This is a genomic window from Corynebacterium stercoris (assembly GCF_024160105.1).
Classification (GTDB): Bacteria; Actinomycetota; Actinomycetes; order Mycobacteriales; family Mycobacteriaceae; genus Corynebacterium; species Corynebacterium stercoris.
Genome location: NZ_JAMFTQ010000010.1, coordinates 22,539 through 44,031, shown reverse-complemented (window position 1 = coordinate 44,031; position 21,493 = coordinate 22,539). Strand labels below are relative to the sequence as shown.

Annotated in this window: 17 protein-coding genes; 8 read left to right on the top strand and 9 right to left on the bottom strand. The window is 66.9% G+C overall.

Translation table 11 applies throughout. From position 1 onward, the window contains the following. Nucleotides 1-5 precede the first annotated feature (5 nt). Genes M5J20_RS08275 through recR form a run of 3 tightly spaced genes read left to right on the top strand, consistent with a single transcriptional unit; the run spans nt 6 to nt 2,986 of the window. Nucleotides 6-1,931, top strand: a complete 1,926-nt coding sequence (locus M5J20_RS08275; protein ID WP_253578428.1) for a DNA polymerase III subunit gamma and tau — start codon at nt 6-8, stop codon at nt 1,929-1,931. A gap of 41 nt (nt 1,932-1,972) precedes the next feature. Next, on the top strand, nt 1,973-2,356 hold the full coding sequence (locus tag M5J20_RS08270) for a YbaB/EbfC family nucleoid-associated protein (RefSeq protein ID WP_253578426.1): 384 nt from the start codon (nt 1,973-1,975) through the stop codon (nt 2,354-2,356). A gap of 3 nt (nt 2,357-2,359) precedes the next feature. After that, nucleotides 2,360-2,986, top strand: coding sequence for a recombination mediator RecR (gene recR / locus M5J20_RS08265; protein ID WP_253578424.1), 627 nt, complete (start codon nt 2,360-2,362; stop codon nt 2,984-2,986). A 6-nt stretch (nt 2,987-2,992) separates the two neighbouring features. On the opposite strand, the gene M5J20_RS08260 is transcribed toward recR, so the two are convergent. From M5J20_RS08260 to leuA, 5 genes are all read right to left on the bottom strand, one after another. After that, nucleotides 2,993-3,712 (bottom strand): type 1 glutamine amidotransferase, encoded by a 720-nt coding sequence (locus tag M5J20_RS08260; protein WP_253578422.1) that lies wholly within the window; start codon nt 3,710-3,712, stop codon nt 2,993-2,995. After that, nucleotides 3,705-4,970, bottom strand: a complete 1,266-nt coding sequence (locus M5J20_RS08255) for a Mur ligase family protein (RefSeq protein WP_253578420.1) — start codon at nt 4,968-4,970, stop codon at nt 3,705-3,707. The genes M5J20_RS08260 and M5J20_RS08255 overlap by 8 nt, the downstream gene beginning before the upstream one ends. A gap of 5 nt (nt 4,971-4,975) precedes the next feature. Then, the gene (locus M5J20_RS08250; protein ID WP_253578413.1) at nt 4,976-5,968 is read right to left on the bottom strand and encodes an exonuclease domain-containing protein; all 993 of its coding nucleotides are present in this window, start codon (nt 5,966-5,968) and stop codon (nt 4,976-4,978) included. Between the two features lie 10 nt (nt 5,969-5,978). Then, entirely contained in the window at nt 5,979-6,752 is a 774-nt protein-coding gene (locus M5J20_RS08245) for a hypothetical protein (protein WP_253578411.1), read from the bottom strand. Between the two features lie 77 nt (nt 6,753-6,829). After that, the gene (gene leuA / locus M5J20_RS08240; RefSeq protein ID WP_253578409.1) at nt 6,830-8,665 is read right to left on the bottom strand and encodes a 2-isopropylmalate synthase; all 1,836 of its coding nucleotides are present in this window, start codon (nt 8,663-8,665) and stop codon (nt 6,830-6,832) included. 454 nt (nt 8,666-9,119) lie between these two features. Here leuA and M5J20_RS08235 point away from each other — a divergent pair, with 454 nt between their 5' ends. Beyond that, nucleotides 9,120-11,714 (top strand): Cna B-type domain-containing protein, encoded by a 2,595-nt coding sequence (locus M5J20_RS08235; protein ID WP_253578407.1) that lies wholly within the window; start codon nt 9,120-9,122, stop codon nt 11,712-11,714. Between the two features lie 86 nt (nt 11,715-11,800). Here the strand turns inward: M5J20_RS08235 and M5J20_RS08230 are convergent, their stop codons facing one another. Both M5J20_RS08230 and M5J20_RS08225 read right to left on the bottom strand, forming a co-directional pair. Then, on the bottom strand, nt 11,801-12,922 hold the full coding sequence (locus M5J20_RS08230) for an HNH endonuclease signature motif containing protein (protein ID WP_253578404.1): 1,122 nt from the start codon (nt 12,920-12,922) through the stop codon (nt 11,801-11,803). 82 nt (nt 12,923-13,004) lie between these two features. Beyond that, complete coding sequence (locus tag M5J20_RS08225; RefSeq protein ID WP_253578402.1) at nt 13,005-13,856, bottom strand: DMT family transporter; 852 nt, start codon at nt 13,854-13,856, stop codon at nt 13,005-13,007. A gap of 102 nt (nt 13,857-13,958) precedes the next feature. Between M5J20_RS08225 and M5J20_RS08220 the strand changes: the two genes are divergently transcribed. Further along, nucleotides 13,959-15,224, top strand: a complete 1,266-nt coding sequence (locus M5J20_RS08220) for an aspartate kinase (protein ID WP_253578400.1) — start codon at nt 13,959-13,961, stop codon at nt 15,222-15,224. A 7-nt stretch (nt 15,225-15,231) separates the two neighbouring features. Then, entirely contained in the window at nt 15,232-16,263 is a 1,032-nt protein-coding gene (locus M5J20_RS08215) for an aspartate-semialdehyde dehydrogenase (RefSeq protein ID WP_253578398.1), read from the top strand. Nucleotides 16,264-16,307: 44 nt separating this feature from the next. On the opposite strand, the gene M5J20_RS08210 is transcribed toward M5J20_RS08215, so the two are convergent. Both M5J20_RS08210 and M5J20_RS08205 read right to left on the bottom strand, forming a co-directional pair. Beyond that, nucleotides 16,308-17,714 carry a YkvI family membrane protein gene (locus tag M5J20_RS08210; RefSeq protein WP_253578390.1) on the bottom strand — a complete coding sequence of 469 codons (1,407 nt, stop codon included), beginning with the start codon at nt 17,712-17,714 and terminating at the stop codon, nt 16,308-16,310. Between the two features lie 84 nt (nt 17,715-17,798). Further along, nucleotides 17,799-18,338, bottom strand: coding sequence for an RNA polymerase sigma factor (locus M5J20_RS08205; RefSeq protein ID WP_253578388.1), 540 nt, complete (start codon nt 18,336-18,338; stop codon nt 17,799-17,801). Nucleotides 18,339-18,420: 82 nt separating this feature from the next. On the opposite strand from M5J20_RS08205, the gene M5J20_RS08200 reads away from it, so the two are divergent. Next, complete coding sequence (locus M5J20_RS08200; protein ID WP_253578386.1) at nt 18,421-20,037, top strand: catalase; 1,617 nt, start codon at nt 18,421-18,423, stop codon at nt 20,035-20,037. Nucleotides 20,038-20,222: 185 nt separating this feature from the next. After that, nucleotides 20,223-21,491 carry a Na/Pi symporter gene (locus M5J20_RS08195; RefSeq protein WP_253578384.1) on the top strand — a complete coding sequence of 423 codons (1,269 nt, stop codon included), beginning with the start codon at nt 20,223-20,225 and terminating at the stop codon, nt 21,489-21,491. Nucleotides 21,492-21,493 lie beyond the last annotated feature (2 nt).

Here is a 21,493-nt window from a genome sequence, read left to right as displayed (position 1 = left end):
ACGGCGTGGCTCTGTACAGGAAGTATCGCCCCGCAACCTTCGGAGAGGTCATCGGCCAAGAGCAGGTGACCAGGCCCTTGTCCACCGCGCTGGATAACGGCCGCATCGCCCACGCGTACCTGTTTTCGGGTCCGCGCGGGTGCGGCAAGACGTCGTCGGCACGCATTCTGGCGCGGAGTTTGAACTGCGTGGAGGGGCCGACGTCGACCCCGTGCGGCGTGTGCCCGTCGTGCGTGTCGCTCGCGCCGGGCGGGCCGGGGAACCTGGACGTGATGGAGCTGGACGCGGCGTCCCACGGCGGCGTCGACGACATGCGCGAGCTGCGCGAACGCGCCCTGTTCGCGCCCGCCGAGTCGCGCTACCGCGTCTTCATCATCGACGAGGCGCACATGATCTCCGCCGCCGGCAACAACGCCCTGCTGAAGATCGTGGAGGAGCCGCCGGAGCACCTCATCTTCATCTTCGCCACCACCGAGCCGGAGCGGATCCTGGGCACGATCCGCTCGCGCACCCACAATTACCCCTTCCGCCTGCTCGCGCCCGCCGCCATGCGCGAGCTGCTCGAGCACGTCGTGGCCGAGGAGGGCGTCTACGTCGACGAGAACGTGTACCCGCTGGTCATCCGCGCCGGCGGCGGGTCGCCCCGCGACACGCTCTCCATCCTCGACCAGCTCCTCGCCGGCGCCGGCCCCGACGGGCTGACGTACCAGCTCGCGTTGCCGCTGCTCGGGGTCACGGACCTTTCGCTTCTCGACGCCGCCGTTGACGCCCTCGCCGCCAACGACGCCTCCGCCATGTTCCGCACCATCGACTCGGTCATGGAATCCGGCCACGAGCCGCGCCGCTTCGCCACCGACCTGTTAGATCGGCTTCGGGACCTGCTGCTCATCAGCACCGTGCCCGACGCCTTCGGGCAAGGGCTTGTCGACGCTCCCGTCGACCGCGCCGACATCCTGCGCGCCGAAGCCGAGCAGTTCACCGGCGCCCGCCTCGCCGCCCTAGCCACCGAGGTCAACGACCGCATCTCGGACCTGCGCGGCGCCACCTCGCCGCGCCTGCTCCTCGAAGTGATGATGGCGCACCTCCTCACCCTCCCCGCCGTTGCCGCAGCTCCCGCGCCCGCGCCTGCCGCAGCCGCTCCCGCCGCTCCAAACCCGGCTCCTGCCGCGCCTCCGAGCCCGGCACCGTCGGGCGGGGCGGCCGCGGCGGCGGCTGCCGCTGCAGCTGCGGCGGCGGGCCGCAACCCGCGTAGCGCCTCGACACCTGCGCCGCAGCAAGCGCCAAAGCCCGAGCCCGCGCCGCCACCCGCTCCCGAGCCTGCGCCCGCGCCGGAGCCGCCGCGCAGCGAACCCGCGCCGCCACCTGCGCCGCAGGTGACCGATTACGACGAGCTCTACCAGCGCATTGAGCGGGACTGGACGGCGTTGCGGCAGAGCGTCGGTACGCGGAACAAGGTCGCGGAAATCATGCTGACCGAGGCGAAGCCGCTGGGCTTCGACGGCGACACCCTGGTCGTGGGCCACAACACGGGCGCGCTCGCGGAGCGCATCAACGCGGAGAACAACAACGCGGACATCGTCGCGGTTTTCGCGGAGAAGCTGGGCGCGCGCGTGAACGTGCGCTGCGTGATCGGAACGGATCCGGCGGCGGCGAACATCGAGCCCCCGCGCCGCGCCGAGGTCTGGGCGCCCGCGAAGGAGGAAGCGCCGGAGCCCGAGCCGGAGCCGGAACCCGAACCTGAACCCGAGCCGGAGGAGGTCCCGCCCCCGCCGGAGCCCTTCGACGACGCCCCGCCCGAGTACACGCGCGAGGACGAGGAGCGAGACATGGCGGATCAGGCGGCGGACGAGGAGGGTGCTCCGGATCGTCGTGACGCGTCGCAGGTCGCCATCGAGCTGCTCGCGGCGGAGCTCGGCGCGCGCCCGCTGTAGACTCGTTGGAGCAATTGCTTTACGACGAAAGGTTTTAGACCATGACCCAGCCGCAGATGCCGGCCGACATGCAGGAACTCATCCGCCAGGCCGCCGAGGTCCAGGCAGCGCTGCAGCGCGCCCAGGAAGAGCTGCTCAACGCCACCGTGGTGGGCACCGCGGGCGGCGAGCTCGTCTCCATCACCATGACCGGCGGCGCCGAGATCACCGACCTGCAGATCAAGCCCGAGGCCGTGGACCCGGAGGATGTTGAGACGCTGCAGGACCTGATCCTCGCCGCGTACCGCGACGCGCACTACAAGGCCGGCCAGCTGGCGCAGGAGAAGATCGGCCCGCTGACCGGCGGCGCCGCACCGCAGGGCCAGTCCCCGTTCGGCGGCCAGCCGGCAGGCCCGGGCGAGGTGCCGTTCGGCGGCATCATCTAGGTTTTGTTCGAAGGACCGCTGCAGGACCTTATCGACGAGTTCTCGCGCCTCCCCGGCGTGGGGCCGAAGTCCGCGCAGCGTATCGCGTTTTACCTGCTGCAGACGGAGCCGGAGGACATCGACCGCCTGCGCGCCGCGCTCGCCGCGGTGCGTGACGGCGTGACGTTCTGCCGGATCTGCAACAATGTGTCGCGCGAAGAAGTGTGCCGCATCTGCGCGGATTCGGGGCGCGACAAGGCCACGGTGTGCGTGGTCGAGGACGCGAAAGACATCCAGGTCATCGAGCGCACCGGCGAGTACGCGGGCCGCTACCACGTGCTCGGCGGGGCGCTCGACCCGCTGGCTAATATCGGCCCGAAAGACCTCGCGATTGCCTCGCTGCTGCAGCGCATCGGAGGGGTGCAGCCGGACCTGGAGGGGGAGGCGATCCCCGAGATCGCCGAGGTGATTCTGGCGACCGACCCGGACACCGAGGGCGAGGCGACGGCGAGCTACATCGCCCGCCTGCTCAAGGATTTCCCGGATTTGACGGTGTCGCGACTGGCGTCGGGCATGCCGCTGGGCGGGGATTTGGAGTTCGTCGACGAACTCACGCTGTCCCGCGCGCTGACGGGGCGCCTCAAGCTCTAGCCGACGCTAGCGGGAGAGGCGCTCCATGCGCAGGCGGTCGATGACGGGGATCTCCAACGGGGGCAGCTCCTCGAGGCGCACGCCGAGGCTGCGCGCGATGAGCAGGTCAGCGAGCTGCGGGTTGCGCGCCAGCGCCGGCCCGTGCATGTACGTGGCGATGATGTTGCCCTGCACAACGCCCTCCACGGCCTCGCCGGCACCATTGCCGACGCCGCGCGTCACCTTGCCCAGCGGCTGCGCGTCCGGCCCGAGCGCGGTTTTGCCCATGTGGTTCTCGAAACCGGTGAGCGGTTCGTCGAGTTCCGCGGTAACGCCGGCGCGCGTCGGGGTGGCGGCGACTTCGCCGATGGCGCGGGTTTGGAGAGGCTCGGTGGTGGCGTCGATAAGCCCGATGCCCTGCGCCTCGGTGCCGTGCGCGTAGAAGGTGCGGCCGAGGATCTGCATGCCCGCGCAGACGGCGAAAATCGGACGTTCCGCGGCGGCCGCCGCTTGGAGCCCAGGCGACGCGGCGAGGCGCGTGGCGGCAATGACTTGGGCGGCGTCCTCGCCGCCGCCGAGGGTGTAGATGTCGCAGTCGGCGGGGATGTCGTCGGTAAGCAGGACGCGCCGGATGGAAGCGTCGATCCCGCGCATGCGGGCGCGTTGGCGCAGGACGAGGGCGTTGCCGTCGTCGCCGTACGTGCCCAGCACGTCCGGGAGGATCAGGCCGATGGTGAGTTTACGCACGGTAATCCTCCTGCTTCGTCAGCGCCCGGCGCAGGTTGAGCAGGGCGGTGTAGTTGGCCAGCACTTCGACGCGGCCGGGCGGGCAGGCGCGGATCGCGCTCACGGGGTCGTGGACCAGCTCGTGCTCGACGCCCGCGTAGAGTAGGCGCACGGCGAGGTCGGTCGCGCGCTCGCCCGCGGCGACGACGGTCGCGCCGTCGAGCGCCGCGGCGCCGTCGAAGTCGATGTCCCACAGCCAGGACACGTCCTCGCCGTCGCCCTGCTGCGCGTTCACGGCGATGACCACGCCGTCCGCGCCCGCGTCCAGCATCGACAGCGCCTCCTGCCACCCGGCGGGGTTCTTCGCCAGCATGAGGTGCACGCTGCGCTCGCCGAGCTCGACGGTGGTGTAGCGTCCGGCGACGTTGTCCACGGCCTCGGCGGCGGCGACGGCGTCGGCGAGCGGCACGTCGAACGCTTCGACGGCACAGGCGATGGCTTGCGCGGCGTTGCCCCGGTTCGCGCGCCCCGGCAACTGGAGCTCAAGCTTGACGACGTCTCCCCCACGCACCTCAAGGCCCTCATCCGTGACGCGGTAGTGGGGGGCGGGGCGGCGGAATTCGGTGCCGTCGGGAAGGGGTTCGACGGCGTACCAGTCTTCGTCGGTGCGCACGACGTGCCCGCCGGAGCGGGGGTTGGTCACGGAATCGCCGAGCCAGCCGGCGCCGGCGGCCACCCACACGACGTTCGGGTGGTCCCAGGCGACGGAGGTGATGAGGACGTCGTCGCAGTTCGCGATGACCGTCGCCTCCGGGTGCGCCATGACGGCAGCGCGCAGAGCGCGTTCGATGGCGTTGATCTCGCCGACGCGGTCGAGCTGGTCGCGCGAGAGGTTGAGCAGCACGAACGCCTCGGGCTTGAGGCGCTCGGCGACGTGCGGGACGTGCAGCTCGTCGACCTCGAGCGCGATGTGCGACGCCGCCTCGCCCGCCAGCAGCGCGGAGATGATGCCGGCGTCCATGTTGTCGCCGTTGTCGTTGGTGGCCACGGTGTACTTCGCGCGCAGCGCCCCGGCGAGCATGCGGGTGGTGGTGGACTTGCCGTTCGTGCCGGTCACCAGCACCGCGGGGCGCCCGGCGGCGACGTGCTCCATGATGCTCGGGTCGATCGCGCCGGCGACGAGGCCGCCGATCATGCCGCCGGCGCCGCGGCCGGTGGCGCGGGAGGCCGTGGTGGCCAGCCGCGCGGCGGCGACAGCCACTTTGGATCGCAAATTCATGCGCCTTACGGTACTCCGCCCATGGCCTCCAAAGCGTGCGCGAATTGCTCGGCGGAGAGGATGGGGATGTCTTTGCGGTGGCCGTGCATGGCTTTGCCGCGCAGTTCGGCGCCCTTTAAGGCGGCGTCGGAGACCACGAGCGACGTCTCGCGCGACAGCTTCTCGCTGTAGGTGAGTCCGGCGCGGACGCTGCGGTCGATGAGGTCGTCGGGGTTGCGGGCGATGTCGTCGGTGATCACGATTTCCATGCCGCGCTGCAGTGCGCCGCGGTACACGCCGGGGTTCTCGCTGGTGGCGGCGGCCTTCTCGGCGTCGACGCGCAGCGCGGAGCGTTGCAGCCCGAAGCGGTCGGCGGCGAGCTCCTGCGGGTCGACGGCGGCGAGCTCGCCCGCCTCGCGCAGCGCGAGGAACATCGCGACCAGGGTGAGGCTTTGCTCGCGGGAGCGCTCGGCTTCGCTTATCGACGTCCGTTCCACACTCGCCTCAGCCGGCGCCGCCTCCACGCCGATGAGGCCCGCAAGCGCGCCGAGGCGCTCGTCGACGGGGATGTGGCCCTGCAGGCGCGTGCTAGCGAGCACGTCCACGATCTCCGCAGGCCGCGGCACGTGCCCCACGCGTTGGCGCCGCCGCCCGCCGCGCCGGTTGCGCGACCTGTTCGCGCGCGCGGCCGCGTTCATGGCGCGCCGCGCCTCGGAGACGATGAAACCCCAGTCGGTGGGGGAAGAGTGGAGGATGAGGGTCCGATCGTCGATAAGCTTGTCCAGCGCCCGAAGCGAGCGCGAGAAACGCGGGGCCTGCGCGAAATCGCCCGGTTCGAGGCCGTGCATGTGTCGCGGGCCCGGGTCGCAGCCGGGGTTGAACACCTGGTGGAATTCCTCGCCGACGCGGCCGGCGTCGTCGAACGTCACGGCGTCGAGCGTGAGAAGCCGGCCCGTGGACGGGTGAATGCCGGTCGACTGCGCGTGGACCGCCACAAACGGAAACGAGGGCTCGGTCATTGTGCCGAGTCTACCGGCGGGCCAGCTGCCACCAGCGACGCGGATGCGTGACGACGCTCATTTCCTCCTCCACAAGCTCCACCACCGGCGCGTGCGCCGCGCGGGGCATCGGCGGCAGCGCCGGGAAGGGGTACGCGAGCGGGCGCACAGTCGGCTCCATCGGGGCCGCGCTGAGCACGAGCGCCGGCGGGGTGTGGTAGCCGCGGGCCACCGCGATGTAGCCGCGGCGTTGCAGCTCGCGCAGGGTGGGGGCAAGCGCGGCGCGGGCGTGCGCGTCGAGGCGGCCGACGGGTTCGTTGTCGACGCTGACGTCCACCTCGCCGTCGTCGGCAAGAGTGAGGGTGGCGAGGACGTGGCGGTTGGAAACAGACGTCGGCACGCGGGGTGTCACCGCGACCGTGTACCCGCCGCCGAGCAGCACCCACGGGTCCGCGGGCGGGTTGTTCGCGGGCAGCACCATGCCGGGGCGCGGCATGCGCAGGATCAGGGAGGCCTCACCATTCTCGACGATCGCCCACGCCGTGACCTGCGGCGTAAACCCGGCCTCGCGGATCCACCCGAGCTCCGGGTACGTGGCGGCGTCGGCGGCGCTGACGGTGCCGAGGTAGCTGCTGTCCAAGTAGATGTCGAGGTCCGGGCCGATCAGCGACACCGCGATCTGCCAGGGGCTGTTGCGCGCGGCCCCCACCACCTCGCGCACCAGCGCCTCGTTCACGTCCTCGGCGGTGATGGTGCACACCGTGCCGAGGCCGTGCTCGGGAATCACATACCTTGCAGCTCGCATGCGTACTCCGTGGTGAAATGCAGTGTCGATTACCGAAAGGACACACTACAGCCGCACCGCGGAGCGCGCCGGGGAAGCTACACGCCGCCTTCCTTCGCGTGGGTGAGGCCGCGGTTTACGGCGGAAACGATGGCCTTCAGCGACGCGCGGGTGGTCGAGCCGGCGATGCCGACACCCCACGCCGCCGTGCCGTCGACGTCGGCGTAGATGTAGCAGGCCGCGTCCGCGTCGTCGCCGGCGGTGCGGGCGCGCTGGGAGTAATCCTGCACCTCGAAATCGATGCCCAGGGACTCGAGCGCGTTGGCGAAGGCCGCGATCGGGCCGTTGCCGGTGCCGTTGATTTGCTGCTGCTCGCCGTCGTAAAGCACGGTGGCGCGCACGGCGGCGTCATCGTCGTCGCTGGCCGCGCCCGTGACCTCGTAATCCACCAGCTCGAGCGGCGAATCCAAATCCAGGTAGGTGGAGGCGAAGATGTCCCACATGTTCTTGGAGTTGACCTCGCCGCCCTCCTTGTCGGTGATGCCCTGCACCACCGCGGAGAACTCCGGCTGCATCGCCTTCGGCATGTTGATGCCGTGGTCCGTCTTCATGATGTACGCCACGCCGCCCTTGCCGGACTGCGAGTTCACGCGGATCACGGCCTCGTAGGTGCGGCCGACGTCCTTCGGGTCGATCGGCAGGTACGGGACCTCCCAGATCGTCTCGCGCAGTTCGTCCCACGCGACGTCCGTCGAGGTCGCGCCCGGGCGAACCTTTTGCGCCAGCGCGTCGAGGCCCTTGTTGATCGCGTCCTGGTGCGAGCCGGAAAACGCCGTGAAGACCAGGTCGCCGCCGTAGGGGTGGCGCTCCGGCACGCGCAGCTGGTTGCAGTACTCCACCGTCTGGCGGATCTTGTTGATGTCGCTGAAATCAATCTGCGGGTCCACGCCCTGGGTGAGCATGTTCAGCGCGAGCGTGACCAGGTCGACGTTGCCGGTGCGCTCGCCGTTGCCGAACAGGCAGCCCTCGATGCGGTCTGCGCCGGCCATGTAGCCGAGCTCGGCCGCTGCGACGCCCGTGCCGCGGTCGTTGTGCGGGTGCAGGGAGATGATCACCGAGTCGCGCTTGGCCAGGTTGCGGTGCATCCACTCGATGGAGTCCGCGTAGACGTTCGGCGTGATCATTTCCACTGTCGACGGCAGGTTAATAATGATCGGGTTCTCCGGCGTCGCCCGCATCGTGTCCACGACCGCGTCGCAGACCTCGAGCGCGAAATCCAGCTCCGTGCCGGTGAAGGACTCCGGCGAGTACTCCCAGCGCCAGTTGGTGTCCGGGTAATCGTCGGCAATGCTCAGGATCAGCTCGCCCGCGTCGGTGGCGAGCTTCTTGATGGCGTCGCGGTCCTTGCGGAACACCACGTCGCGCTGCAGCTTCGAGGTGGAGTTGTAGAAGTGCACGATGACGTTCTTCGCGCCCTCGCACGCCTCGAAGGTGCGGCGGATCAGGTGCTCGCGTGCCTGGACGAGGACCTGGATGGTGACGTCGTCCGGGATCATGTTCTGCTCGATGATCTCGCGCACGAAGTCGAAGTCCGTCTGCGAGGCCGACGGGAAGCCGACCTCGATCTCCTTGAAGCCCATCTCGACGAGCAGGTTGAACATGCGGCGCTTGCGCTCCGGGCTCATCGGGTCGATGAGCGCCTGGTTGCCGTCGCGCAGGTCCACCGCGCACCACTGCGGCGCGGCCGTGATCTTCTTGTCCGGCCAGGTGCGGTCCGGCAGGGTGATGTCCTCGACCTCGACGGCAAACGGCTGGTAGCGGTCTACCGGCATCGAGGAGCCGCGCTGCTTGTTCCAGCTCGGCTGGCCCTCGTTGCGGGGGCCGGAGGGGGTGGTGATTTCGCGGGGCGCAAAAAAGTCATTCGGGGGAGTCATGGCGGGGTCCTTTTGGGTCGGCGCTCTGTTGAGAGCTGATCTTAAGCCACGGCCGGCAGCACAAACTCCGCGACGGGGCGCCGGCCGTGTTCTTGGCCTAGATCCCGCCGCGGCATAGAAGGAGGAGCTGCCGCTTCGACATGTGACGTAGCCTACACGGACTTTCGTGTCGGCGGGCACTTTCTCTAACTGGGAAAGATGTTGGAAGAGGATTTGGAAGCGAAGTAACGTTTCCTGACGTAGTCTCCCCTGCGGTGGAAGGAAATCCATGCGTTCGGCTAAAACCACTCACAGAATCCTGGCTCCCTCGGTAGTTGGTGCGCTCGTCGCCTCCGCCACCGTGGCGCTACCAACAACGCTTCCGCAGTACGCTCCAATTGCCGCAGCGCAGTTGAGTACCTGCGCCGGTCCATGTTCTGCGCAACAACTGCAGTCTCTGATTGATAGCGGCAAGATGGCGATCGAGATCCCAACTGGTGGAAACTTCGCCGGAGGTACCGTCAAGGTACGGTCAGGCCAGGTGGTCACCTTATCTGCCCAGGGTGGTGGCAACGCGTTTTTCCTACGCGATAACACGGCAGGTCCGCTCATTCACGTAGAGCCTGGTGGGCAGCTGACGGTGGCAAATGGCGCGGGCACGCTCATCTTGGACGGTTACAAGCAACCGTCAACGTCCCCACTCATCCTCGTGGAGGGCTCGCTCGTTATGAACAGTGGATTCATCCAGAACGCCGTGGGTAGTACTGGGCAATATGAGGGTGCGGTCACTGTCAAGGGAAGCGATGCTCGTTTCGTTATGAACGGAGGCGCCGTATCCAAAAATCAACGAGGCTCCTACGCCTCGAATGGCGCGGGTAACGTCGCTGTCAACGGCGGAACGTTTGAAATGAATGGGGGCACGGTGGCGGGCGGGCTCGCCGGGGTGGCCGTCCAGAACGGTCAGCTCTTCCAGCGCCCCGCAAAGGGCGAAGTCGGCGGTATCGGCGTTTACAACGGGGGGACAGCCACGCTTAACGGGGGTACGGTGTCTGGCAACCGGGGCACGAACGGTGGTGTGCTCGCCCACAATGACGTCGACTCGTGGCTGACCGCGGAAATCAAAGATCGTGCCGAGAAAACGAAAAACACCATCGAAATTAATGGTGGAAACATCAGCGGGAACACTGCATGGATGTTCGGTGGCGGGGTGACATCGTTTGCCAATTCGGAAGTAACCATGAACGGCGGAGAGGTGACCAAAAATAGAGCTGCCGGTATCTTCCCCCAGGTTCAGGGTTACGGTGGCGGAGTTGCCGCATATGATAACTATTTCACCGCCGATAACAACGGGTACTGGCAAAAGCCGGGATTTGGCGGGCGGACTGGTCTTTCCCACTCGGAGTACGCCAAGCTGTTTCCAGCGTCCTTTACGTTGAATGGCGGGACGATCAGCGAGAACTCCAGTCAGTACTCCGCTGGCGGTGTGTACGTTGCCTCAAACAATGTGCAGCTTCGGAAGGGATCCATCGACACGAACAGTGCTGCGCAGGGCGGCGGCGTCGCGGTCGCATCGATTGGATACAGCCTGCACTTGGACAACGCTCTTGTGACCAAAAACCAAGCAGGAAGCGACACTACCGGCGTTGGCGGTGGCATTTGGGTGACGCCGGGCCAAGACGGGCAAGCCGTGCAGCTCATCGTGCATTCAACTCAGGGTGGGGCGATCTACGGCAACCAAGCTGGTGAGTCTGGGGCTGATATCGGTTATTCGGTACCCGGCACATATCTGAACCCAGGCAAGGTCAATCTGTCGGACTTCCTGTTAGGTGCCGGCCGCGATGTCACCCCGGCCGGTGAGGCCAAGTACTTGCGCAATAATCAGTCCCAGGTCACGGGGGCGCGGGAACATCTGCATCCCGGTGAACTTTCCGTCCTAGGCGAAGACCCGGTTCGGGGTTTGAAGAACGATGTGTCGGACGCGGGGGAGAAAAACGCCGACGCGGAAGCGAGCCTCAAGATCACCAACAACACTGCCCGGCTTCGCGGCGGTGGCATCGATGCCAGCGGAAAGGTGACGTTCGGTCGCCCCGGTAAGTCCTACGAGGTTATCGATGTCGCGTGGCAAGACGAAAACGGCGCAGCACTTGCAGACGACGATTCGCGCATTCCGGAGTCCGTCACCTTTGTTCTCACTCGCACCCAGAATGGCGAGAAGAAAGAGCACGAAATCCCCGTCACAAAGGACAACGGGTGGAAGATCCATTTGTACGATCTGCCCGTCAAGGACTCTCAGGGTGACATTACTTACACACTGAAGCAGAGGAAGGTTGACGGATTCGAGGTCAGTAATCCAAAGGAGGTGTCTCTCCGGGACGCAGCAAACACCTGGCTCGTCCAATCGATCAACAAGCTGCCACGGGTGACCACCACCACGGAACGGATTACCGAGACGGAACGGACCACACTGCCCACCACCGTGGTGTCCACAATTCCCACCACCGAGACAAACGTGATCACTACTACTTCGCGCTCGGGCGGGTCGGTGATTGTGTTGACGAAGACGGAAACTCGTGTATCCACTATTACGTCGACTTTCACCGGAACACCAAGCACGGTGACAGAACCAGTACCAACCACGGTCACCGTTGCTCCGGGGAGCTCCGAGCGATGTGTATCCACATCGAAGGGCATCGGCATCCCGCTGCTGCTTCTCATTCCGGTGGGTATCGGACTAGCCGCGGGTGGCCCACTGTTCCAAGAGCTTTCGAAGCAAATCGGTGATCCGATCGGGGAGTTTAGCTCTCAGCTCCAGATGCAGGCAGGTCTATACAACCCCGTCCTCGCCCAGATCAACGAACAGCTGGCGCGCAGCGGTGCCAACCTTGCTGAGGTTGCCGGTGGCATGCTCGCGGCCACACTTGGCCTCGCGGCCATTGCGGCGATCGTCGAAGCGTGTGCGCCGGGGTTCGAGTCGAGTGGCCGCTCGGTGCCACGCACCACCACCGCCATTGCGGAGCCGAGTGTGACTGCAACCCCGTCGGGATCTGGGTCCTCCAGTAGCAGTAGCTAAATCAACGCACATCCCAGTTAGGCATGCCTAGAAGCCCCGGGGTGAATATGTCACCTGGGGCTAGGCCGGTGCTCAACGCGTCATTTCTAATCTGGACCTGCGGGTGGTGGGTCGGGGAAGAGCCGCTCCATCACCCCGTACGGGTGGAACGTGTTCACGTCGCGGCGGCCGTAGGGGGAGATCCACATGGCGCGACCGTCGACAAGCTCGATCCGCCCCCACTTGCGGCGCTGGGCGTCGTCGTCGTTGACGGCGTTGTGGAAGGGGCAGAGCATGACCAGGTTGTCGATGTTCGTCTCGCCCCCGCGGCTCCACGCGCGCACGTGGTGGACTTGCGAGAAGTCGGCGGCGCGCTTGCAGCCGGGCCAGGCGCAGACGAGGTTCCGCAACGATGCGAGGAGGCGCTGCTCGTCGTTGGCGAAGCGGCTCAGCCGGTACGACTTCACGGGGCCGACGGTGGGGTGCACCAGCGCGAGCTCGACGTCCGCGCCGCCGGCGAGCCCGAGACCGGTGGCAAGATATTCGGCGCCGGTCATGGTTGTGCCGTCGGAAAGCCCGAGCTCCACGTCGTCGCCCTCAAGACTCTCGATGCGCACGCCGTCCGGGAGCGGAACCGCGACGACCGGCCGCGGCGCCGCGGTGGGCACGCCGCCGCCCTCGCCGCGCAGGAGGGTGAACAGCGCCTCGTACATCTGCGGGCCTTCGGGCAGCTCGGGGTTGGTCATGGAGCGCAGTTTCGCCTCGAGGTCCGCGAAATCGCGCCTGGGGCCGCTGGCGTGCATGCCGCCGAAGCGGCCGTTGGGGCGGCTGAACCGCAGGTCCCCCGCGCACTCCTTCTCCTCGACGGGCACGAACTCCGTGACCAGCTGCGAAAACGCGTCGTACGAGCGCGGCGCGGCGGCCACGAGCTTCTCCAGCAGCTCCATCCGCGCCCGCATGGTGCGCTGGGCCTTGGGCAACTTCGCTAACCGACGCTCCACAGCCAGCAACTGGTCCACCGAGAACCCGCCCTCGCGGGCCAGCCGCACGCAGCGTTCCTGCTGCCGGGGTGCGGCGCACGCGCCGAAGTAGGCCTCGTTGAGCCGCGCCCACTCGTTGATGCGCGCCGGGTTCACGCAGGCGTCCGCGAACAGGGCGCGGTCAAAGGACGCCACGAACTCCATGGCGTCGGTTGACATCGCCTGTGCGACGGTCGCTGCGGTACTCATGGCACGCACGCTAAGCGACGTTTGAAGCGCCGCAAACCGCCAAGCGCTCGAGCCTGTGGAAAGCGGAAAATCCATCCACAGGTTATTGAAAACGCGCAGCTCGGGACAGCTGCACGGCGGCGAAAAGCATGACGACAACGGCGGCGGCGATGAACGGCAGGCCCCAGGAGCCGACGGCGAACGTTTCGCCCAGCATCGCGTAGCCGAGTGCGAGCGCCACGATGGGTTCGGCGACTTTGCTCGCGGGCAGGGATGCGGACAGGTCGCCGGCGCCGAAGGCGTACTGCTGCACCAGCACGCCGGCGAGCGCGCTCACGATTACGGCCCAGAACTGCCAGCACGCGAGCATGGCCGCGACGCCGCCGTGCGCGAGCGCGTCCATCGCCACCTTCGCGAACACGGCCAACAGTCCGTAGATCGCGCCGCACGCGAGGCCGTAGGTGAGGGCTTTGGTGTGGGGGGAGCGTCGTGAAGCGAAGGCGAAGGCCGCGGCTGTGCCCAGCGCGCCGAGGGCGCAGACCGCGACCCACTCCCAGGCGGGGACCTCGCGCGTGCCGGGCTGCGGCTTGCCGACGACAATAACCAGCCCAACCGCAACCGTGAGCACCCACGCCCACACCGTTTCGGCGCGCGACATCGGGCGATGTGCGACGCGAGCGGAGAGTAGCAGCGTGAGCATGAGCGACAGCACGAGGATCGGCTGCACGATGAGCAGCGACCCGAACGCCAGCGCCGCGGCTTGCAGGGCGTAGGCCAGCAGGGCGACGGCGACGGAGAGCCACCACGCGGGGCGGCGGAGGGAGGTGAGCGGCGCGTCGTTGGCCTCGGAACGCGCTTGGCCCGCGCGCAGGATGCGGTGGCGCCACACGGTGCCCACCGCGATGAGCACGGCGGAGAGCAGCGCGAGGGCTGCCGCGAGGCCGTTGCTGTGCACGGCGCATGATTTTAGCCCTCCGCTGCGTGCCAGGCAGGGTGGGGCGGTAAACTCTCAAGGCGTTATTTATCGGACTCGAACCCGCGAAGGGGTGCCACCCACATGGCCTTGATCGTGCAGAAGTACGGGGGCTCGTCCCTCGAATCCGCCGAGCGCATCCGCGCTGTGGCCGAGCGGATCGCGGCCACGAAACGGGCGGGCAACGACGTGGTGGTGGTCTGCTCCGCGATGGGTGACACCACCGACGAGCTCCTCGACCTCGCCGCGCAGGTGAACCCCACCCCGCCCGCGCGCGAGATGGACATGCTGCTCACCGCGGGCGAGCGCATCTCGAACTCCCTGGTCGCCATGGCGGTGGCCGCGCAGGGCGTGGACGTGCAGTCTTTCACCGGCTCCCAGGCAGGCGTGATCACCACAGAGCGCCACGGCAACGCCCGCATCATCGAGGTCACGCCGGGCCGCGTGCAGGATGCGGTGGACCAGGGCAAGGTGGCCATCGTCGCCGGTTTCCAGGGCGTGAACCGCGACACCAAGGACGTGACCACGCTGGGCCGCGGCGGCTCGGACACCACCGCGGTGGCGCTCGCGGCGGCCATGAAGGCGGACGTGTGCGAGATCTACTCGGACGTGGACGGCGTCTACACCGCGGACCCGCGCATGGTGCCGGACGCCCGCAAGCTGGACCAGCTGTGCTTCGAGGAGATGCTGGAGCTCGCCGCCAGCGGTTCGAAGATTCTGGTGCTGCGCAGTGTGGAGTACGCGCGTGCGTGGAACGTGCCGATGCGCGTCCGATCGTCGTATAGCAATGATCCCGGCACGCTCATCGCCGGAGCAATGGAGGATATCCCCGTGGAAGAAGCAGTGTTGACCGGAGTTGCCACCGACAATTCGGAGGGCAAGATCACCATCCTGGGCATCAAGGACGTGCCGGGCGAGGCGGCGAAGGTGTTCCGCGCGCTCGCGGACGCCGAGATCAACATCGACATGGTGCTGCAGAACATCTCGTCCGTCGAGGACAACAAGACGGACATCACCTTCACCTTGCCGACGGCAGACGGGGACCGCGCCATGGAATTTCTCGAGCGCATGCGTGCCGACGAAGGCTGGGACGCCATCTCCTACAACGACCGCATCGGCAAGGTGTCGCTGGTGGGTGCGGGCATGAAGTCCCACCCGGGCGTGACCGCCGATTTCACGGAGGCGCTGCGTGACGCCGGCATCAACATCGACATGATGAACACCTCCGAAATCCGCATCACCGCCGTGGTGGATCAGGACGAGATCGCGGACGCCGCGCGCGCCATCCACACCAAGTTCGAGCTCGGCGGCGACGAGCCCGCCATCGTGTACGCCGGAACGGGAAGGTAAACCACCCATGACCACCATTGCTGTAGTTGGCGCGACCGGCCAGGTCGGCCGCGTGATGCGCGACATCCTCGAGGAGCGCAACTTCCCCGCGGACCGCGTCCGCTTCTTCGCCTCCCCGCGCTCGGCGGGCACCACGCTTGAGTTCCGCGGCGAGGAGATCACCGTCGAGGACCTCACCCAGGTCACCGAGGAGTCCGTCGCCGACGTGGACATTGCCCTGTTTTCCGCGGGCGGGTCCACCTCCCGCGAGTGGGCGCCGGTGTTCGCGGCGGCCGGCGCGAAGGTCGTGGACAACTCGTCCGCGTGGCGCAAGGACGACGAGGTGCCGCTCATCGTCTCCGAGGTCAACCCGGACAAGGCGAAAGATCTGGCCAAGGGCATCATCGCGAACCCGAACTGCACCACCATGGCGATCATGCCGGTGGCCAAGGCGCTGCACGACGCTGCCGGCCTCAACACCATGCGCGTGGCTTCCTACCAGGCCGTGTCCGGCTCGGGTGTGGCGGGCGTGCAGGCGCTGGCCTCCCAGGTGGTGTCGCTGGGCGAGGCCACCGCGGACCTCGCGCGCGACGGCTCCGCGCTCGCGCCGGCGGACCTCGGCCCCTACGTGGCACCCATCGCGTTCAACGCGCTGCCGCTCGCGGGCTCGCTTGTCGACGACGGCTCCAACGAGACTGACGAAGAGCAGAAACTGCGCAACGAGTCCCGCAAGATCCTCGGTATTCCTGACCTGAAGGTCTCCGGCACGTGCGTGCGCGTGCCCGTGTTCACCGGCCACACGATGGTGGTGCACGCGGAGTTTGACCGCGCCATCACCCCGGAGGAGGCCGCAGAGATCCTCGCCGGCGCGCCGGGTGTGCAGGTCGTCGACGTGCCGACGCCGCTCGCCGCCACCGGCATCGACGATTCCCTGGTGGGCCGTATCCGCCAGGACCAGGCGGTGGACGGCAACCGCGGCCTGGTGTTCGTGGTGTCCGGCGACAACCTGCGCAAGGGCGCCGCGCTGAACACGATTCAGATCGCTGAGCTGTTGGTGTAGCTCCGAACGTCGGAAAGCAAAAAAGCCCCGTACAGGGGCTTTTTCTATCGCTCCTCGGAGGCCTCTTCAGCTTCGTCGGCGGCGATGAGGTCGTCGATGGTGGTGTCGTTCCACGGCTCGTCGGGCTCGTACTCGTCGCGGGAGACGGGCTCGGTGTAGCTGACGTAAACCACGTCGCGGCCGACGTCCTCCGGGTCGAACTCGACTTCCTCGTCGGCCATGAGTTCCTGGGTGACGGACTCCTCGAGCGCCTCGGAGAGCGTCTCGTCGTCCACGACGGACATGGCGGTGACGTGCTCGAGCTCGCGCTCGTCGTTCTTGGTGAAGCGCTCTCGCGGGTCAAGCTTCACGCGCATGAGTTCCATGGCGCGGTTGCGGCGCTGCTCCTCCTTCCGCAGCTTCGGCAGGCCGCGCAGCCAGCCGAACGTGACCACCACGATGAGCACCAGGCCCATGTAGCCCAGGATCGGGTAGACCACGGACACCAGCGTCTGGAAGCCAACGAAGGAGAGCGCGAAACCGATCAGGCAGGCCGCGATGTAGATGACGCGGAACTTCTCCTCGCGGCCGCGGGACAGGCGCTTGCCCAGCGCGTAGAACATGCCGAGGGAGGTGGCGAAGATCATGCCGAAGATGATCAGCGCCATGATGGTGCCCAGCGTCGGGTTGATGTCGGTGATGAGGGTGAGCAGCGGCATGTCCTGGCCCTCAACGATGTCGATCTTCAGCAGCAGCGCCACGGCCAGCAGCATGAGCATGACCAGGTAGCCGATGCCGCCGAAGAGGCCGCCGAGGCCGGCCGCGCGGGTGTTCAGCTCGTTGCCGCCGATCACCAGCGCCATGGACGCCACGCAGATGACGTTCAGGCCGGTGTAGTTCAGGGCGGAGATCCACCAGTTCGGCAGGGTCGTGTCCACGTTCGTGGCCGCGTACTCGTTGAGCGCCGCCCAGTCCGGGTGCGCGTTAATCAGCGTCCAGCCGCAGCCGATGATGATGAAGAGCAGCAGGAACGGGGTGAGCGCGCCGATCGCGCCCGTGACCTTGTCCACGTCGAGCATGCCGAAGCCGATCGTCGCCGCCAGCATGATTACCGCGCCGACCCATACGGGCAGCCCGAACTGCTGGTTCAGGTTCGCGCCGGCGCCGGCGAACATGACGAAGCCGATGGAGAACAGCGTGGTAATCGTGGCGATGTCCAGGATCCACGCCGTGATCTTCATGCGCGAGATCGGCCCGAGCACCTCCATGTGCTCCTGCGCGCGGAAGTAGGAGCCGAGCTGCAGCAGCGTCACGCCGGCGATGAGCATGAGCGCCGAGGAGAGCACCGCGCCCCAGATGCCCTGGGTGCCGAATGCGGAGAAGTAGAGCATCGCTTCCTGGCCGGATGCGAAGCCGGCACCGACGAGGGTGCCGATGAAAGCGAAGGAAATCAGTGTTGCGGTTCTGAGCATGCGAGCTCGAGCCTCCAAGTGTGCGCGCTCGACAGCGCGCTAGGTGGGCATGTGGTCGCATCAAGTGTAGCGTGCGCTGGGCCGTCAGCCTTCGCCGGCGACGAGGTCCTGCCGCGCCCGCGCCACTCGCGAGCGGATCGTGCCCACGCGCACCCCGGCGATTTTCGCCGCTTCCTCGTACGTGTACCCCAGCACCTGCGTGAGCACGAGTGCTTCCCGACGCTCAGGAGCCAGCGCCTCCAGCATCGCGCGCGCGTCCATCACTTCGAGCCACACGCTGGGGCTGTCGGCGCTGGCCTCTTGCGCGGCTACGTCCTCGTACTCGGCGTGAGCCTTGCGCGGCCGCGCCATGTCGTGGCGCACGGAATCCACCCACGTGCGCCGCGCCAGGGACAACAGCCACGTGCGTGCCGACGATCGCCCTGCGAACCTAGGCAGCGACTTCAGCACCCGCAGGTAGGTTTCCTGCGTCAGGTCGTCGGCGTACTCGCGGCCGGCGAGGTGGGCGAGGAGCCTCCAAACGTCGTCCTGCGTGTGCTCGATGAACTCGGTGAGGGCGGCGCGGTCTCCCCGACCGGCCTTGAGGGCGAGGTCGGTGACGTAGGCGTCGTCACTCCTGCTCACGCTGCGAAAGACTACCAGCCGCAAACACGCCTAAGATTGAATGCGACCGCACTTATCTATTACCCACGTGGAGGATGAAACAATGGCTGAGCAGCAGAAGCCGTCTCAGGCGGAGCCGATCGTCGAGCGCGGTGAGCGCCCGGCGGGCGACGGCCAGACGACGACGCTCGGTGGCGTCCCCGTCGCCAGCGAGAACAAGTCCGTGACGCAGGGCCGCCAGGGCGCGAACGCGATGACGGACATTCACCTGATTGAGAAGCTCGCGCACTTCAACCGCGAGAACGTGCCGGAGCGCATCCCGCACGCGAAGGGCCACGGCGCGTTCGGTGAGCTGCACATCACCGAGGACGTGTCCAAGTACACCAAGGCCAAGCTGTTCCAGCAGGGCACCGTCACCCCGATGGCCGCCCGCTTCTCCTCAGTAGCCGGCGAGTCCGGCGCGCCCGACACCTGGCGCGACGTGCACGGCTTCGCCCTGCGTTTCTACACCGAGGACGGCAACTACGACATCGTGGGCAACAACACCCCGGTGTTCTTCCTGCGCGACGCGATGAAGTTCCCGGACTTCATCCACTCCCAGAAGCGCGACCCGGCATCCGGCCTGCGTTCGGATGAGATGCAGTGGGATTTCTGGTCCCGCACCCCGGAGACCCTGCACCAGGTGACCTACCTGCTGGGTGATCGCGGCACCCCGAAGACCAGCCGCCACCAGGACGGCTTCGGCTCCCACACCTTCCAGTGGATCAACGAGGAAGGTGACGTGGTGTGGGTGAAGTACCACTTCAAGACTCGCCAGGGCTGGGAGTGCTTCACCGACGCCGAGGCCACCGAGAAGGCCGGCACGGACCCGGACTTCCACCGCGAGGACCTGTTCAAGTCCATCGAGCGCGGCGACTACCCGATCTGGGATGTCAAGGTGCAGATCATGCCGTTCGAGGACGCTGCCACCTACAAGTACAACCCGTTCGACCTGACCAAGGTGTGGAGCCAGAAGGACTACCCGCTGCAGGACGTGGGCTACTTCGTGCTCAACCGCAACCCGAAGAACTTCCACGCGCAGATCGAGCAGATTGCCATGGACCCGTCCAACCTGGTGCCGGGCGTGGGCCTGTCCCCGGACCGCATGCTGCAGGCGCGCATCTTCGCGTACGCCGACCAGCACCGCTACCGCATCGGCACGAACTACAACGACCTGCCGGTGAACCAGCCGCTGACCGACGTGAACACCTACGCCGAGCGCGGCTCCATGGCCTACTTCTTCAACCACGAGGGCGAGCCGAACTACTCCCCGAACCGCACCGACAAGGGCATGGGCTACCTGGACAACGGCGAGGACTCCTCCTCCATGCAGGATTACGGCCAGGCCTCGAACCTGTACGTGAACCCGGATCCGCACGGCACCGACCTGGTGCGCGCGGCGTACGTGAAGCACGAGCTTGACGACGACTCTTCCCAGGCCCGCAACCTCTACGAGAACGTGTTCGACGATGCGGCCAAGAAGCGCTTCGTGGACAACATCACCAACAAGATGCTGGCCATCGAGAACAAGGACGTGGAGGAGCGCACCTTCAAGTACTGGGGCATGATCGGCGACGAGCTGGAGCAGAAGCTGCGCTCCGAGCTGGGCCGCAAGCGCGCCGAGGCTGCGAAGGGCGACAAGGACAAGGCCGACAAGCAGGCTTCCACCGCGAACCCTTAAACGCCGACGGTTCGCCTGAGGGCGACTAGGTAAAAAACCCAGCAAGCTTCGTGTTGGCTGGGTTTTTCCTGTTCAAGTTCTCCGAACGTTCACCTTCGGGCCACCGAATCATCATCTCTTACCTGTAACGTCTCGCGTACCTGTGCCCGGCACGCGGGCGCACTACGTGATGAGGTTGGGTGAGCATGAGTCGAGACACTGGCGGTTCTACCGCCGTGCGGTTGGAAGATAACGTCGGAAAGCAAGGCTCCGACGACGACTTTGAGAAGCAGTTCGAAGAAGAAAAGAAGGATCCGTTGGGCTTCCTGCCGTTCACCGGCACCGCGAAGTCCGTGGCTGAGTGGGTAGCGGTCGCCCTTGCCGTGTGGCTGCTGCTCAACGGCGTGGGCATGATCGGCGACGGCTTCAAGATGGCCGCCGGCGACCAGGCCAAGCAGCTGTTCGCGTTCGCCGAGAACCCGTTCGTGGGTCTGGCCATCGGTATTATCACCACAGCAATCATTCAGTCCTCCTCGACCACCACGTCGATTGTGGTGGGCATGCTCGCCGGCGGTCTCCCGCTGGAGATCGCGGTGCCGATGCTCTTCGGTGCCAACATCGGTACCTCGGTGACGTCCACGCTGGTTGCGGTGGGTCTGGCCGGCAACAAGCGCCAGTTCCGCAATGCCTTCTCTATGGCGACGGTGCACGACTTCTTCAACCTGCTCGCGCTTCTGATCTTCTTCCCGCTGGAGCTGTTCTTCGGCGTGCTGTCCAAGTCGGCGCAGGCAATCGCGCCGTCGCTGTCCGGCCAGGGCGACAACCCGGTCGCTTCCGTGTTCAACGTTGTGGGCGACTTCATTGACACCATCACCGAGCCGCTGGTGAGCCTGGCGACGGGCCTGGTCGAGCCGCTGGGCAACGTGTGGGGCGGCATCATCCTCGCGGTGCTGGGCATTGTGCTCATCCTGGTCTCCATCAGCTTCATCGGTAACCTGCTCAACGCCCTGCTGGTGGGCCGCGCCCAGGAGATCCTCCACGCGGCGCTGGGCCGCGGCGTGTTCACCGGCGTGCTCTCCGGTGCTCTGATCACCGCGATTGTGCAGTCCTCCTCCACCACCACCGCGCTTGCGGTGCCGCTGGCCGGCTCCGGCAAGTTCAAGGTGCGCGAGCTGTTCCCGTTCGTGGTGGGCGCAAACATCGGCACCACCATCACCGGCCTGATCGCGGCGTTCTCCGCATCCGGTGTGGAAGCAGAGGCCGCGATGACCGGTGCGCTGGTGCACACCATGTTCAACCTCTTCTCCGCGATTGTGATCCTGGGTATCCCGTTCTTGCGTGAACTGCCGCCCACCGGCTCTGACTGGCTGGCCAAGATGGCGGACCGCAACAAGATCTACGTCTTCGTGTGGGTCGCCGGCGTGTTCTTCGTCATCCCGATCTTGGCCGTGATCATCTCCAACGCCCTGTCTTAAAG